We start from the raw sequence: 13912 nt of genomic DNA on the forward strand, positions 1-13912 counted from the left end.
GGCGCCGGCCGCGACCACCGACGAGGAGGGCCCGATGAGCGTCTCGGCCGTGGAACACCTGACCCGGGGAACCGCCGGCCGGCACCCGGAGCTGCCCGAGACCACCTCCGGCACCATCCGCCTGGACCTGCGCGACGACGGCCGCACCGAGCACTGGTACCTGACCATCGACCGGCAGGACGTCCGGGTGGACCGCCTGGCCGAGGAGGCCGACCTGGTGGTCGGCGCGAACCGCGAGGTGTTCGACCGGATCGCGGCGGGGCGCCTGCACCCGGCCGCCGCGCTGCTGCGCAACGACCTCGCCGTGCAGGGCGAACTCAAGCTGCTGATGACGCTGCGCCGGCTCTTCCCCGGCCCGCCGGACGCCCGGGACCCCCGGGACGTGGCCGGCGCCCGGGTGGCGGCCCGATGAGGCAGGAGCTGGTCCATGTCCTCGCCGGCAACGCGTTCGCCGTGAGCGACGCGCAGGGGGACATGGAACGCGACCCGTCCGCGCCGATCGGCCTGTTCTCGTTCGACACCCGGTTCCTGTCCCACTGGGTGCTCACGATCGACGGCGAGCGGTTGCACGCGCTGTCCCGCGACGACCTGACCTACTTCGAGACCCGCTTCGTGCTGGTGCCGGGCGCGGCCAGCCACTACGTGGACGCCGACGTCTCGGTGATCCGGCACCGCTCGATCGACGAGGCGTACCACGAGAGCCTCACGGTGCTGAACCACTCGGCCGAGCCCGCCGAGTACACGGTGCGGATGGAGATGGCCGGCGACTTCGCCGACACCTCCGAGATCCTGCGTCCCGGCCCGCGCCGGCCGACCGTCATCCCCGAACCGGAGCAGCGGCGGCTGCGGATCCGGTACGAGCGTGGGCGATTCACCCGGGAGACGTGCGTCTCCAGCACGGTCCCGGGGGAGGTGGACGCGCGCGGGATGACCTTCCGGATCCGCGTCGAGCCGCAGGGCAAGTGGCAGGTCGACCTGCACGTCGCCATGGTCATCCAGGGAGCCGGCGGGCGGGACCTGCGGGCCGGCATCGAGTCGCACCGGCAGCACGTCCGTCAGGACATGCGCGACGACCTCGAACGGTGGTACGACCGGGCGCCGCACCTGGTCGCCGACCGGCCCGGGCCGGCCGCCGTGTACCGGCAGGCCCTGACCGACCTGGCCGCGCTGCGCTACATGCCGCTGGCCTACAGCGAGCGGGTGCCGGTCGGCGGGATGCCCTGGGCGATGGCGCTGTACGGGCGGGATGCGCTGATCACCTGTCTCCAGACGCTGCCGTTCACGCCCGAGCTGACCCCGGGAACGCTGCACATGCTGGCGATGGCGCAGGGCGGCCGGCTCGACGACCGGCACGAGGAGGAACCCGGCAAGATCGTCGCCGAGCTGCGGTACGGCGAGGCGGCCGCGTTCGACGAGCAGCCCACCGCGCTCTACTACGGCGCCGCCGACACCACCCCGCTGTTCGTGATCCTGCTCGACGAGTACGAGCGCTGGACCGGTGACGCCGACCTGGTCCACGAACTGCGGCACCCGGCCCGGATGGCGCTGGACTGGCTGACCCGCTACGGCGACCAGTGCGGCGACGGCTACCTGCGCTACCAGCCGCGCAACACCGACACCGGGGTCGCCAACCAGACCTGGCGCAATTCGCCGGCGGCGATCGTCGACCGGCACGGCGTGGAGCCGCCGTACCCGCGCGCCACGTGCGAGCTCCAGGGGTACGCGTACGACGCGCGGATCCGGGGCGCCCGCCTGGCCCGGGAGTTCTGGGGCGACCCGGCCTACGCCGAGCGCCTGGAGGCCGACGCGGCGCGCCTGCGGGAGCGGTTCGATCGCGACTTCTGGCTGCCGCAGCGCGGCTACTACGCGCTGGCGCTCACCCCGGACGGTGAGCCGGTCGACGCGCTCACCTCGCACCTGGGGCACCTGCTGTGGAGCGGCATCGTGGCGCCGGAACGGGCCGACGCGCTGGCCGGGCACCTGCGCGGGCCGGACCTGTTCTCCGGCTGGGGCGTGCGCACCTACGCGCAGGGGCAGCGGCCGTACAACCCGGTCGGCGCGCACCTCGGCGCGGTGTGGCCCTGGGACAACGCGATCGTCGCGGCGGGGCTGCGGCGGTACGGCTACGACGAGGAGGCGGCCGACATCGCCGCCGGCGTGTTCGCGATGGCGGAGACGCTCGGCGGATCGGTCCCGGAGACGATCGCCGGCTACCCCCGCGCGCTGACCAAGTACCCGGTCCAGTTGCCGGAGGCCGGGCGACCGCAGTCGTGGGCGTCGAGCGGGTTGCTGATGCTGCTGGCGACCATGCTGGGGCTGCGCCCGTGCGGCGAGAACCTGCTGGTGAACCCGGCCGTTCCGGCCGGCTTCGGGCGGATCGAGCTGCTCGACGTGCCGGGCCGCTGGGGGCGGGCCGACTCGTACGGCCGGGAACGCGGCGCGGGCCGCCGGATCCGCGCGGGCGGGCCGGCCCGGCGCGCCGCCTGATCCGCCGGGCCGCTCAGGCCGAGCCGGTGGTCTCCCGCTGGACCACCGGCGGCTCCTCCGGCCCGGCCGCGGCCGGCGGCTCCACCGCGCCGGGCGCGGCCGCCGGGGTCGCCGGTTCGGCGCGCCCGGCCCGGGCGAGCAGCCGGTCCACGCCCACGAACAGCAGGCCCAGCAGCCAGAACACCGTGGCGAACCCGACCGCGCTGACCGCCACCCCGTCGTAGCCGAGCTCGCCCGCGTCGATGAACGGGTACGGGTACCTGTCCACGACCAGGCCGCGTACCAGCGCGAACCCGAGGTATCCGAGCGGGAACACCAGCCACCAGGCGGCGTACCGGGGGCGCAGCCGGCCGCGCCTGTCGAACAGCGCCCAGTCGGCGACCGCCAGCAGCGGCACCACGGTGTGCAGGAACTGGTTGCCCCACCACTCACCCGGTTGCCGGTCCGGCTGGGCCATCGCGAACGGGCTGGCCGGGTTGGCCAGCACCAGGTGGTAGACGGTGCCGGTGATGGTGATGTAGAGGGTCACCGCTCCCTTGAGGGCACTCGGCGGCTCGGGCCGGTGGCGCAGCGCGCACCAGGCGGCGTACCCGGCGACGACGCCGACCGCCACGTTGCTCTGGATGGTGAAGTACGGCAGCAGGCCGGTCACCGTGGCCGGGCCGAGCGCGGTGAGGACGATGCCGGCCAGCACGGCGAGCACCACTGCCACGCGGAGGAGGATCGCCGACAGGCGACGCCGGGGGGTCACGCGGGCAAGTTACCAGCCGGTCGTCAACCGGCCCGCAGCCCGGGCGGGGTGCCCGACGGCGGCCCGGCGTGCTCCGGCGCGGGGACGTCCACGCCCGGCGGTCCGCCGGACGGGCGGACCGGGTGCGCGGTCCGGCCGCCGCCTCGCCCGCCGCCGGCCCGGCCCGGCGGATCGTCGTCGCCCAGCAGCCCGGCGCAGTAGTCCGGCACCCGGTCGTGCCCCCCGGCGGCGGTGACGAGATCGCTGAAGGCGGGTGTGGCGAGGGCGCGTCCCCGGTCCGGCTCGGCGAGCGCCCGGTACGCGACGCACAGTCCCGGCGGTGCGGACGGCTGCGGTGTCCCGGGGCCCGGCGAGCCGGCCGGCCGGGCCGGACGGGTCTCCGGCGCGGGCGGCGCGGTACCGATCGGAGGTGCCGCCGGTCGTGCGGCGTGCGGCAGGTTCCCGGTCGCGGCGAGCGCGACACCACCGGTGAGGGACGCGGCGAGCCCGGCCACCGCCACCCGGACACCGAAGCGGACACGGCGGCGACGGCGCATCCGCCGGGCCGACCGGTACGCGGCGACCGCTGCCGCCTCGCCGTCGAGCTCGCCCGCGCCGGGTGCGGCCCGGACCGCGGCCAGCACGGCGAGCAGGGCCGGCGGAGCGGACGGCGCGTCGCCGGAATGGCCGGCGAGCAGCCGCTCGACGGTTTCCTGGTCCAGACCGGATGCGTCCATCTCATGACCTCAGCGCCTCGACCCGGCCCGGCGTCACACGCGGTCGGCGCGAAGCCCCGGTGAGGCCGGTCACCCGATGCCGGTCAGGCCCCGGAGAGGGCATCTCCGGTTGCCGATGTCCGGCGGTCGCGGTGAACTGAATTACATGGGTGTCATCAAGGTGGGCACGTCGTCCTGGGCCGACCAGATGCTGGTCCGCTCCGGCTGGTATCCGCGCGGGGTCAACACGCCCGCCGGCCGGCTCGGCTGGTACGCGGAGCGGTTCGGACTGGTCGAGGTGGACACGTCGTACTACGCCGTGCCGGCGCCGGAGACCACGGCGGGCTGGGCGGCCGCGACGCCGGACGGGTTCACCTTCGACGTCAAGGCGTTCCGTCTGTTCACCGGCCACCACACCCCTGTGGACGCGCTGCCCAAGGACCTGCGCCCGGCCGGCGGCCCGAGCCGGATCCGCTGGCGCGACCTGCCCGCCGGGGCGTACGACGAGGTGTGGGACCGGTTCCACGCGGCGCTGGCGCCGCTCGCGGCGGCCGACCGGCTCGGCGCCGTGCTGTTGCAGTTCCCGCCGTGGCTGGCCCGCGGTGAGGCGGCCCGGCGGCGGATCCTGGACGCGGCCCGGCGCTGCCGTCCCTGGCCGGTCACCGTCGAGCTGCGGCACTCGTCCTGGTTCGACGGGGACGCGATGGCCGAGACCGTGACGTTCCTGCGCGAGCACGATCTCGGGTACGCCTGCGTGGACATGCCGCAGGGGCACGTCTCCTCGGTGCCGCCGGTCCTGGTCGCCACCACCGACCTGGCCGTGATCCGGTTCCACGGGCACAGCACGGCCTGGGAGAGCGGCGACAAGCAGGAACGGTTCCGCTACGCCTACGGGGAACGGGAGCTGAGGCACTGGTCGGTGCTGTTGCGCGAACTGGCCGACCAGTGCGCCGAACTGCACGTGCTGATGAACAACTGCTGCGGCGACCAGGCCCAGCGCGACGCCGCCCGCCTGGCCGACCTGCTCGGCGTCGCCCCCGCCGCCGCGCGCGCCTGACGTTTCCCCGGCCGTCGTCCGGGTACCGCCGGGGGCATGGACGACCGCGAGGGGGGATCTGTGGAGAAGCGGCACGGCGAGGACGAGCGGGACCCGCGAGCGACCCGGGAGGCCGAGGAGGCGCACGGCGGCAGCATGGCGCCGGGCCTTGTCGACGACACCGGGCACCCGGTGGCCGAGTCACCGGTGCCGGACAACGAGCCGTCGGCGCCGGGCCGGCCGGGTGAGGACGGCACCGGCTCCTGAACTCTCAGGGGCGCGTCTCCGGGCGCATCCCGGTCGCCTCCTCCAGCGCGTTGTCGCCGAGGTCGCCGTCCGCGCTGTCGTCCGGGAACGTCCGCCCGGACGGGGCCGGATCCGGCGGCGCGCCCGGTCCGGCCTCGGGCGTCCGGGTCGGTTCCACTGAGCCGAGCCCGTGCCGGCCGGCCCTCGGCCCGCCCGGCCGGACCCCGGCCGCCCGTCGTTCACCGAGCCGCCCCTCGGGCACCGCGGTCTCCTCGCTGCCCTCGTTCATCGGGTCGTCGTCGCCGGCGCCCCACGGCGGGTCGGCGTCGAAGCCGTCGGTGGTGCCCCACGGCGCGGCCGACTCCGGTCCGCGCCCGTCGCCCCCACCCGGCCGGTCCCTGCTGGTCATGGTCACCTCACCTGGCTGCTGATGTCCGCGCCGTCCGCCCGGGGACGGCCCTGTCCCGCGCCGGTACACCGCGCGGCCGGTGACCCACCCCGATGTGGGTCACCGGCCGCGCGGTGGTCAACGGGCCGCCCCGACCAGATGACGTCCGGCCGCGCCCACGGCGGCCACCTTGCCGATGTTCTTCGGCGCGGCCATCAGCCCGCCCGCGCGGTCCAGCATGCCCCGGAACACCTGGCCCGGTTTCTGCTGTTCGCCCATGTACGCCGACACCACGACGAGCGCGCCGGTCAGCGCCGGCACCGCCCACTGGAGCAGCTTCATCTGCCGCTGACTGGCGGCGACGTTCGCCGGGGTGTGGTGGCTGGGTTCGGTGGTCCCCTCGACCGGCGGCCCGCCGGCCTTCTCCAGCCGCATGCCGACCAGCCGGCTGTAGCCGGTCACCGCCAGCGCGCCGACGGTCAGCGCGGTCTTGACCGCGCTCATCTTCCCCACGCCCGCCTGGCGGGCCATCCGCGGGCTCTCGGTGACCAGTTCGCCGACCGCGCCGGCCAGGTGCGCGCCGATCGCCGCCGCGTTGACAGGTGTCCACCGCGCCCACCCGGCCGAGGCCACCGGCAGCCGCTCGGTCGTGTCGTTGATCCGCGCCGCCGCGCCGTTGACGCCGAGCGCCCCCATCAGGGAACCGCCGAACCAGGCCGCCAGGCCCAGGTCGTGCATCGAGCGCAGCGTGGTGTGCCGTTCTGACATCAGATCCCCCTCCGCCGTGTTCGGGCGGTGCGGCATACCCACGATCGGGCGACTCACGCCCGGGCGTGGCTCACCGGCGGGGAAGCGTGCCGGCGTGGCTCAGCGCCGGGGGAGTGTGTCCGCGAACGCGGCGATCCGGGCGGCCAGCGGCGCCGACGCGCGTACCCAGGTGAAGTGGTCCAGCGGCGCGCCCGCCTCGGCCACCGTGTAGCGGTGCCGCGTCACCGGCGCGCCGGTCAGCTTCTCGCACAGGTGGTCGAGCGTCTCGTGCGGCGTGTACTGGTCGTCGTCGACGCTCACCGCGAGCACCGGCGTGCGGATCCGCCGCACGGCGGCCTCCGAGTCCACCCCGTCCAGCGCCGGGAACCGGCCGGTGCGGGCGGTGTGCGCCCAGTCCCGGATCACGCCGGCGGCCTGCCGGCCGCCGAAGCCCCAGCCCGGCCAGACGCCGAGCAGCCGGGCCGTCGCCGCGATCGCCTGGGTGTACGGCAGCACGCCCCACCCGCGCAGGCCCGGGTACCGCCGCCACCACGGCAGCCCCACCGCCACCAGGGCCAGCCCGTCCACCCGCTCGGCGTCGTGCAGCGCCTGGTGCAGCACCGCGACCTGGCCGCCGAGGGAGTGCCCGAGCAGCACCCGGGTCCGGCCGTCGAGCCGGGGCTTGAGCGCGTCGAGCACGGCACCGATGTCGGTGGACATCTCCTGGTAGCCGTAGCGGCAGGCGCGCGACGGCGCGGGCGTGCTCTCGCCGGTGCCGCGCAGGTCGGCCACGATCACCGCGAGCCCGGCGTCGCGCAGCGCGGCGGCGAACGGCCGGTAGTAGCGGGCGCGCACGCCCATGGCGGGCCAGATCAGCACCACCGGGGCGCCGGGCGGACCGGCCGGCTCCGGATAGACCTGCACACCGATGCGCGCGCCGTCGACGTCCACGTACTCCTGGGTGTAGTCCCCGCTCACCCGGACAAGCGTACGGCCCGAACCTACCGCCGGGTAGGAAGGGGTGGCCGGAGCCGTTGCACCGGCGCGCGCCGCGCGTAGTCGACCCGCAGCCCGTCCCACGGGTCGGCCAGCCCCAGCTCGGGCTGCTCCCACGCGGAGAACGGCACCGGTCGTCTGCCGTGCTTGCGGCGGCTGAACCGTTCCTCTTCGGCGGCGGCCACGACCCGGCCGTCGACCACCAGGGCCGCGGCCGGGTCGTGAAAGATCGCGTTGATGCCGAGGACACGCATGGGTGGACCCGTATCCTCGGGATCCGCCCCTCACCAGTAGATCATCGACTTCTCCGCCAGCCCGCCGCCTCCGCTGTGGAGGCTCGATGCCCTGGCCGGGGCGTCGACGCGGGTCCCCGGACCGAGAAACGGTCAGCCCGGCAGCATCCCGGGGCCGAACACCTCGTACGCGATCCGCTCGGCCGGCACGCCCCGGCGCAGGAGGTTGCCCCGGACCAGGTTCATGAACGCGATCGGACCGCAGAGGTGCACGGCCACCCCGGCGGGCAGCGGGAGCCGGTCCGGGTCGATCAGCCCGCTGGACACCTCCGCCTTCAGCCCGGGCAGCTCTGCCCCGGCGGCGTCGAGATACCAGAGGTGGACGGCCAGGTTCGGCAGCCGCCGCTGGAGCGCCGGCAGTTCCGCGCGCAGCGCGTGCGCCTCGGCGTGCCGGTCGGCGTGCGCCAGCGTCACCTGGCGCCCGGGGTTCCGGTCCGCCAGGTGGGCCAGCGCCGCCATCGCCGGGGTGAGCCCGATACCGGCGCTGACCAGCAGCAGCGGCCCGTCGCCGGCGGTGGCGTCGACCTCACCGAACGCCGGGCTGAGCCGCAGCGTGTCGCCGACGGCCACCCGGTCGTGCAGGTGACCGGAGACCATGCCGTCGGGAGCGCCGGCCTCACCGCGTACCCGCTTCACGGTGATCCGCCACGTCTCGGCGCCGGGGCGGCCGGAGAGGCTGTACTGGCGGATCTGCTGTCCCCGGCCGCCGTCCAGGTCGACGGCGACCGAGACGTACCGCCCGGGGGTGAAGCCGGGCGCGGCGCCGCCGCCGGCCGGCGCGAGGGTGAGCGAGACGACGTCGGCGCTCTCCCGGGTCCGGCCGGTCACCCGCCACTCCCGCCACACCGGCGCGGCCTCGGGCACGCCGGCGCCGGCGTAGAGCCGCGCCTCGCGGGCGATCAGCTCGCAGGCCAGCAGCCAGTAGACCTCGTCCCAGGCGGCGGCCACCTCCGCGGTGACGGCGTCGCCGAGCACCTCGCCGACGGCGGCGAGCAGGTGCCGGCCGACGATCGGGTACTGGGTGGCGGTGATGCCGAGCGAGGCGTGCTTGTGCGCGATCCGGTCCAGGACCGGCCCCCACGGCAGGCCGGCCTCGCCGGTCAGGTGCGCCGCGTACGCGACCACTGCCGAGGCGAGGGCGGCCTTCTGCGCCCCGGTGGCCTGGTTGCCCCGGTTGAACAGGTTCAGCAGTTCCGGGTGGGCGTCGAACATCCGCTGGTAGAAGCGGCCGGTGATGGCCTCGCCGTGCGCCCGCACGACGGGCAGGGTGGCGGTCACGACAGCCGCTGAGGATTCCGAGAGCACTACCGAATCTCCTTCCGGGACTCGAACAGGTCGATCCCCACGAAACAGGTATCTGGAAGTCCTCTTTAGGGTCGAAGGTCCCGGGAGCGTGGTGGCATGGGTCACCGTGAATCTGCTTGTGTCGCTGACGGCACCGAATGGCTAGGGTCGGTGCGTGAGGCTCAACCGGTCGACCGACATGGCGCTGCGGATCGCCATGCTCACCGCCGCGTCCCCGGTCCGGGCCACCGTCGACGAGCTCGCCACCCGGCTCGAGCTGCCCCGCAGCCACGTCGCCAAGGTGGTGCAGCGGCTGCAACGCATCGGCGTCCTGGTGACCATCCGGGGCCGCTCCGGCGGAGTGGCCTTCGCCGAGCACGCCGGCGACCTCACCGTCGGCCAGGTCGTCCGCGCCTTCGAGGGCGACGGCGAGGTGGTCGACTGCGCACAGCCGGTCTGCCCGCTGGTCGCGGAGTGCCGGCTGCGCGGCGAGCTGCGCCGCGCGCAGGCCGCCTTCCTCGCCGTGCTCGACGGGGTACGCCTCGGCGCCCTGGTGGACGGCGCCGCCGGCCCGATCCTGCTCAGCCTCGGCACCCCACCGGTGGTCCGCTGATGGCCGTCTCCCATCCGATCTTCTCCCGGCTGTTCGCCCGCGCCAGCGTCGCCATGGACCAGGCCGGTATGGCCCGCCACCGGGCCCGCCTCGTCGCCGGGCTGCACGGCCGCGTGGTCGAGGTCGGCGCCGGCAACGGGCGCAACCTCGCGCACTACCCGTCCCGGGTGACCCGGGTGCTCGCCGTCGAGCCGGAACCGCGCCTGCGTGCCCTGGCCCGCGCCGCCGCCCCCGGCGCCCCGGTGCCGGTGACGGTGGCCGCCGGGCTGGCCGAGGCGTTGCCGGTCGCCGACGGCGCCGCCGACGCGGTGGTGCTGTCGCTCGTGCTCTGCTCGGTGCCGGACCAGGCGGTCGCGTTGGCCGAGGCGCGCCGGGTGCTGCGGCCCGGGGGCGAGCTGCGCTTCTACGAACATGTGGTGGCGCAGACACCGGGCCTGCGCCGGGCCCAGCGCCTGGCCGACGCGACACTGTGGCCGCTGTTCTGCGCCGGCTGCCACACCGCCCGGGACACGGTGGCCGCGATCCGGGCCGCCGGGTTCACGGTGACCGAGCTGGACCGCTTCCGTTTCCCGCCGACCGGGCTGCCCGCACCGGCGTCGCCGCACGTCCTCGGCGCCGCGATCCGGGCCTGAGGCCGGCCGGCGTCCCGCGCCGCGGAACGCCGGCCGACGCTTCTCAGCTCACACTCACCGTGCCGCCCGGGGCGCGGACGCAGGCGACGGTACGGGCGCCGGTCGCCGCCGCACCGGCCAGGCACCGGCCGAGCACCTTGTGCCCGGCGGCGTTCGGGTGCCACGACTCCTGGCAGGTCTGGAAGTACGTGCCGCAGGCGTTGGCGATGCGCTGGATGTCCAGCTTGTCGTAGCCGGACAGGCTGGTGACGAACGTGCCGGTCGGGCCGTCCATCAGCCGGATCGGCGTGGCCAGGGCGTTGCCCGGGCTACCGGTCGACTCGCAGAGCCGGGCGCCGTCGAAGGCGCGCTGCACGTTCAGGTAGACCAGGTCGTCCTGCGGGAACTCGGCGGCGAGCGTGCCGCGTACCGAGCTGACGAGCGTGCCGAGCCCCTGGGAGAAGCGGTGTCCGGGCGCCAGGCTGGCCCGGTGGATCGGGCAGCCGGCCGCGTACCGCTCGGCGCCCAGCGCGCGGAACTTGTCCCGGGTGTCGTCGCGGCTGTCCTCGGTCCAGTAGCTCTGGTCCAGCTCGAACGGCAGCGGGTTCGTGTAGTCCTGGAACACCACCCGGTGCTGCCCGTCGGCGTCGATCTGGTCCAGCGTGGTGAGCAGTTGCCGCAGCGCCGTGGTGGTCTCCGCGGTGGCGGCGGCGAACTGCGCGGCGGTGCCCAGGTCGGCGTCCGTGCACGGCTTCTGCTCCACCGGCCCGCCCAGGTACGCCCAGAACTCCCACCAGCCGGTCCACGCGTCGGCGATGAACCGGTTGGCGCACTTCTCCGCCACGCTGCCGAAGGTGAACGAGCTGTTGTTCGAGCCGAGGCCGACCAGCACCAGGTCGATGTCGTGGGTCCGCGCCACCGACCGGAGCTGGTCGAGCTGGGCGGCCACCTGCCGTCCCTTGGTCCGGGTGGCGGAGGCGTTCGCGATGTCGTACGGCTGGCCGCCCGAGCAGGCCAGGTTGAACCGCGCGGAGATGCCGGGCAGGTCGGCCTGGAACAGCGAGGCGTTCGGCGAGCGGTGGCAGAAGTAGGCGTTGGCGTTGGCGGCGGACCAGCCGGGGAAGCCCTGGGCCACCCCGTTGACGTCCACCACCGGCGCGTACGCCCCGGCACCCTCACCGCTGATGAAGCTGTCACCCAGCGCCACCGCGGCGGTGGGCAGCGCGGCGGTGGGCAGCGCGGCGGTGGCCTGCCGGGCGGGCGCCGCGGCGGCGGGTGACGCCACCGTGGCGAGCGCCAGCGCCGCCGCGAGCACGGAACGACGGAACACGGACATGCCCGACCTCCCAGAACATCGAAATGTGAAAGATTCTTTGGGGTGGTGATCAGATCACGCGCGTGTGACGGACGTCAATGCCCCGACATCCGCCGCCCCTCGTCGGGGAAGACATCCGGCGCCCGGGTCGTTGTGCCGCCTGGACGCTCCGCCCGTCCCACCGGGCCGCCCTACGCGGCCCCGGCGCGGACCCGGCGGCGAGGCCGATCGCGCAACGCACCGCCCCGGTGCCGCCGACCTGTCGGGGCACCCGGCTAGGCTCGCTGCGGCGCGCCGCGCCCGGCGATCATCGTGGGGGGATCACACGGTGAACGGCACCACACCGCCGAGACCTGGGAGTACGACCAGTTGACCGCACAGCCTGAGACCCTCTACGGGGCCGACGACCTGACGCATCTGGAGGGCCTCGACGCCGTCCGGAAGCGCCCCGGCATGTACATCGGCTCGACCGACAGCCGTGGCGTGGGTCACCTCGTCAACGAGATCCTCGACAACTCCACCGACGAGGGTGTCGCCGGTCACGCCACGAAGGTCGACGTGATCCTGCACGCCGACGGCTCGGTCCAGGTCGACGACGACGGCCGTGGCATCCCCACCGACGTGCACGCCAAGTCCGGCATCTCCGGCGTCGAGCTGGTGCTCACCCGCCTGCACGCGGGCGGCAAGTTCGGCGGCTCCGGCTACAAGACCTCCGGCGGCCTGCACGGCGTCGGCGCGTCGGCGGTAAACGCGCTGTCCCGCCGCTTCGACGTCACCGTCCGGCGCGGCGGCAAGGTCCACGCCATGTCGTTCCGCCACGGCGTGCCGGGCGTCTTCGACGGCGACGGCCCGGACGCGCCGTTCACACCCGGCCCCGGCCTCCAGATCGTCGGCGCGATGAAGCGCGGCCAGCGCACCGGCACCTCGATCCGCTGGTGGCACGACCCCCGCTACTTCGAGACCGGCGCCGCGCTCGACACCGAGGCGGTCCGGCTCAAGCTGCGCAACACCGCCTTCCTCGTCCCCGGCGTGGCCTACCGGCTGCGCGACGAGACCGGCGAGGAACCCGTCGAGGAGCGCTTCCACTTCCCCGACGGGCTCACCGACATGGTGGAATACCTCGCCCCGGCCGGCGACCGGCCGGTCTCCGGCACGCTGCTGGTCACCGGCGAGGGCACCTACCGGGAGAACGCCGCCGACGCCAACGGCGTCATGCAGTCCAACGTGCAGCGCCGCGCCGAGGTCGAGGTGGCGTTCCGCTGGGGCACCGGCTACGAGCGCACCGTCGAGTGCTTCACGAACACCATCCGCAACGCCCACGGCGGCACCCACCGCAAGGGCTTCGAGCGGGCGCTGGCCCGTACCCTCGCCGAGGCCGCCCGCAACGCCCGCGGCCTGCTCAAGCCCAAGGAGGACGCGCCCACGCTGGACGACGTCCTGGAGGGCATGACCGCCGTGGTGCACGTGCGCATCCCGGAGCCGCAGTTCACCTCGCAGACCAAGGACGAGCTGTCCACCGCCGGGATCACCAAGGTGCTCCAGGGCCTGGTCGAGGCGCACCTCAAGAGCTGGCTGGACGACCGCCGCACCAAGGCCGAGGCCCGGACGGTGCTCCAGAAGATCGTCGACGCGGCCCGGGTCCGGCTCACCCAGAAGCAGCAGAAGGACGCCGCCCGCCGCAAGACCGCGCTGGAGGGCGCGGCCATGCCGGCCAAGCTCGTCGACTGCCGGGCCGCGGGCATCGAGAGAAGTGAACTGTTCATCGTGGAGGGCGACAGCGCCCTCGGGACGGGGCGCCTCGCGCGGTCCTCCGAATACCAGGCGCTGCTACCGATCCGCGGCAAGATCCTCAACGTGCAGAAGGCCAGCCTCCAGCAGGTGCTGGACAACGCCGAGTGTGCCGCGATCGTGCAGGTGCTCGGCGCCGGCTCCGGCCGGACGTTCGACCTGTCCACCCTGCGGTACGGCCGGGTCCTCATCATGGCCGACGCGGACGTCGACGGCGCGCACATCCGTACCCTGCTGATCACGCTGTTCGCCCGCTACATGCGGCCGCTGATCGAGGCCGGGCGGCTCTACGCGGCGATGCCGCCCCTGCACAAGATCACCACCAAGGGGCGCAACCCGCAGACCGTCTACACCTATACCCAGGCCGAGATGGAGGCGACGGTCCGCAAGCTGGAGAAGGCCGGCAAGCAGATCGTCACGCCGATCCCGCGCTTCAAGGGCCTCGGTGAGATGGACGCCGACGAGTTGTGGGAGACCACGATGAATCCGGCCACCCGGGCGGTCCGCCGGATCACGCTGGACGACGTCGAGGCCGCCGAGCGGATCCTCGAACTGCTGATGGGGGAGAAGGTCGAGCCCCGCCGCAACTGGCTGATCGACTCCGCCGACCGCGTCGACCGCGACGCCATCGACGCCTGACCAACGGGTTCGTCTCGGAAGGA

At 74.5% G+C, this 13912-nt stretch carries 14 protein-coding genes and 1 pseudogene; 7 read left to right on the forward strand and 8 right to left on the reverse strand.

Going from position 1 to position 13912, the window contains the following annotated elements; genetic code table 11:
• Positions 1-34: 34 nt before the first annotated feature.
• The gene (locus AB0B20_RS19380; RefSeq protein ID WP_262012178.1) at positions 35-412 is read left to right on the forward strand and encodes an SCP2 sterol-binding domain-containing protein; all 378 of its coding nucleotides are present in this window, start codon (positions 35-37) and stop codon (positions 410-412) included.
• The gene (locus tag AB0B20_RS19385) at positions 409-2487 is read left to right on the forward strand and encodes a glycogen debranching N-terminal domain-containing protein (protein ID WP_262012179.1); all 2079 of its coding nucleotides are present in this window, start codon (positions 409-411) and stop codon (positions 2485-2487) included. Before AB0B20_RS19380 ends, AB0B20_RS19385 begins: the two co-directional genes overlap by 4 nt.
• Before the next feature lie 13 nt (positions 2488-2500).
• Here the strand turns inward: AB0B20_RS19385 and AB0B20_RS19390 are convergent, their stop codons facing one another.
• Together AB0B20_RS19390 and AB0B20_RS19395 are read right to left on the reverse strand one after the other, a co-directional pair.
• Positions 2501-3238: a Pr6Pr family membrane protein gene (locus AB0B20_RS19390; RefSeq protein ID WP_262012180.1), complete on the reverse strand. Its 738-nt coding sequence runs from the start codon at positions 3236-3238 to the stop codon at positions 2501-2503.
• Positions 3239-3261: 23 nt separating this feature from the next.
• Positions 3262-3954: a hypothetical protein gene (locus tag AB0B20_RS19395; protein ID WP_357472169.1), complete on the reverse strand. Its 693-nt coding sequence runs from the start codon at positions 3952-3954 to the stop codon at positions 3262-3264.
• Between the two features lie 145 nt (positions 3955-4099).
• Here AB0B20_RS19395 and AB0B20_RS19400 point away from each other — a divergent pair, with 145 nt between their 5' ends.
• The gene (locus AB0B20_RS19400; protein WP_262012182.1) at positions 4100-4990 is read left to right on the forward strand and encodes a DUF72 domain-containing protein; all 891 of its coding nucleotides are present in this window, start codon (positions 4100-4102) and stop codon (positions 4988-4990) included.
• 36 nt (positions 4991-5026) lie between these two features.
• Entirely contained in the window at positions 5027-5236 is a 210-nt protein-coding gene (locus AB0B20_RS19405) for a GTPase activator (protein WP_357390828.1), read from the forward strand.
• A gap of 4 nt (positions 5237-5240) precedes the next feature.
• Here AB0B20_RS19405 and AB0B20_RS19410 read toward each other — a convergent pair whose 3' ends face one another.
• The 5 genes and pseudogenes from AB0B20_RS19410 to AB0B20_RS19430 all read right to left on the reverse strand — a co-directional run bounded on the left by AB0B20_RS19410 (position 5241) and on the right by AB0B20_RS19430 (position 8944).
• On the reverse strand, positions 5241-5624 hold the full coding sequence (locus tag AB0B20_RS19410; protein WP_357390830.1) for a hypothetical protein: 384 nt from the start codon (positions 5622-5624) through the stop codon (positions 5241-5243).
• A 117-nt stretch (positions 5625-5741) separates the two neighbouring features.
• A complete protein-coding gene (locus AB0B20_RS19415) occupies positions 5742-6371 on the reverse strand; it encodes a hypothetical protein (protein ID WP_357390832.1) in 630 nt (209 codons plus the stop codon).
• A gap of 99 nt (positions 6372-6470) precedes the next feature.
• A complete protein-coding gene (locus AB0B20_RS19420) occupies positions 6471-7328 on the reverse strand; it encodes an alpha/beta fold hydrolase (protein WP_357390834.1) in 858 nt (285 codons plus the stop codon).
• Positions 7329-7390: 62 nt separating this feature from the next.
• Positions 7391-7600 (reverse strand): annotated as a pseudogene (locus AB0B20_RS19425) (carbamoyltransferase N-terminal domain-containing protein); the annotation flags it as partial.
• 132 nt (positions 7601-7732) lie between these two features.
• Positions 7733-8944 (reverse strand): globin domain-containing protein, encoded by a 1212-nt coding sequence (locus AB0B20_RS19430; RefSeq protein ID WP_357472173.1) that lies wholly within the window; start codon positions 8942-8944, stop codon positions 7733-7735.
• Between the two features lie 154 nt (positions 8945-9098).
• Here AB0B20_RS19430 and AB0B20_RS19435 point away from each other — a divergent pair, with 154 nt between their 5' ends.
• Together AB0B20_RS19435 and AB0B20_RS19440 are read left to right on the forward strand one after the other, a co-directional pair.
• The gene (locus AB0B20_RS19435) at positions 9099-9536 is read left to right on the forward strand and encodes an Rrf2 family transcriptional regulator (RefSeq protein WP_357390838.1); all 438 of its coding nucleotides are present in this window, start codon (positions 9099-9101) and stop codon (positions 9534-9536) included.
• Complete coding sequence (locus AB0B20_RS19440) at positions 9536-10168, forward strand: methyltransferase domain-containing protein (protein ID WP_357390840.1); 633 nt, start codon at positions 9536-9538, stop codon at positions 10166-10168. The genes AB0B20_RS19435 and AB0B20_RS19440 overlap by 1 nt, the downstream gene beginning before the upstream one ends.
• A gap of 43 nt (positions 10169-10211) precedes the next feature.
• Here AB0B20_RS19440 and AB0B20_RS19445 read toward each other — a convergent pair whose 3' ends face one another.
• A complete protein-coding gene (locus AB0B20_RS19445) occupies positions 10212-11483 on the reverse strand; it encodes a hypothetical protein (RefSeq protein ID WP_357472180.1) in 1272 nt (423 codons plus the stop codon).
• 291 nt (positions 11484-11774) lie between these two features.
• Between AB0B20_RS19445 and AB0B20_RS19450 the strand changes: the two genes are divergently transcribed.
• Positions 11775-13889 carry a DNA topoisomerase IV subunit B gene (locus AB0B20_RS19450; protein ID WP_357390844.1) on the forward strand — a complete coding sequence of 705 codons (2115 nt, stop codon included), beginning with the start codon at positions 11775-11777 and terminating at the stop codon, positions 13887-13889.
• Positions 13890-13912: the final 23 nt, after the last annotated feature.

Source organism: Micromonospora sp. NPDC049151 (assembly GCF_040648395.1).
Lineage (GTDB): Bacteria > Actinomycetota > Actinomycetes > Mycobacteriales > Micromonosporaceae > Micromonospora.

What these genes read in the sequence shown, in the direction of transcription:
- AB0B20_RS19380 (WP_262012178.1), top strand. Translation starts at nt 35, where the DNA reads ATGAGCGTCTCGGCCGTGGAACACCTGACCCGGGGAACCGCCGGCCGG.
- AB0B20_RS19385 (WP_262012179.1), top strand. Translation starts at nt 409, where the DNA reads ATGAGGCAGGAGCTGGTCCATGTCCTCGCCGGCAACGCGTTCGCCGTG.
- AB0B20_RS19395 (WP_357472169.1), bottom strand. Translation starts at nt 3,954, where the DNA reads ATGGACGCATCCGGTCTGGACCAGGAAACCGTCGAGCGGCTGCTCGCC.
- AB0B20_RS19400 (WP_262012182.1), top strand. Translation starts at nt 4,100, where the DNA reads ATGGGTGTCATCAAGGTGGGCACGTCGTCCTGGGCCGACCAGATGCTG.
- AB0B20_RS19405 (WP_357390828.1), top strand. Translation starts at nt 5,027, where the DNA reads ATGGACGACCGCGAGGGGGGATCTGTGGAGAAGCGGCACGGCGAGGAC.
- AB0B20_RS19410 (WP_357390830.1), bottom strand. Translation starts at nt 5,624, where the DNA reads ATGACCAGCAGGGACCGGCCGGGTGGGGGCGACGGGCGCGGACCGGAG.
- AB0B20_RS19415 (WP_357390832.1), bottom strand. Translation starts at nt 6,371, where the DNA reads ATGTCAGAACGGCACACCACGCTGCGCTCGATGCACGACCTGGGCCTG.
- AB0B20_RS19440 (WP_357390840.1), top strand. Translation starts at nt 9,536, where the DNA reads ATGGCCGTCTCCCATCCGATCTTCTCCCGGCTGTTCGCCCGCGCCAGC.
- AB0B20_RS19445 (WP_357472180.1), bottom strand. Translation starts at nt 11,483, where the DNA reads ATGTCCGTGTTCCGTCGTTCCGTGCTCGCGGCGGCGCTGGCGCTCGCC.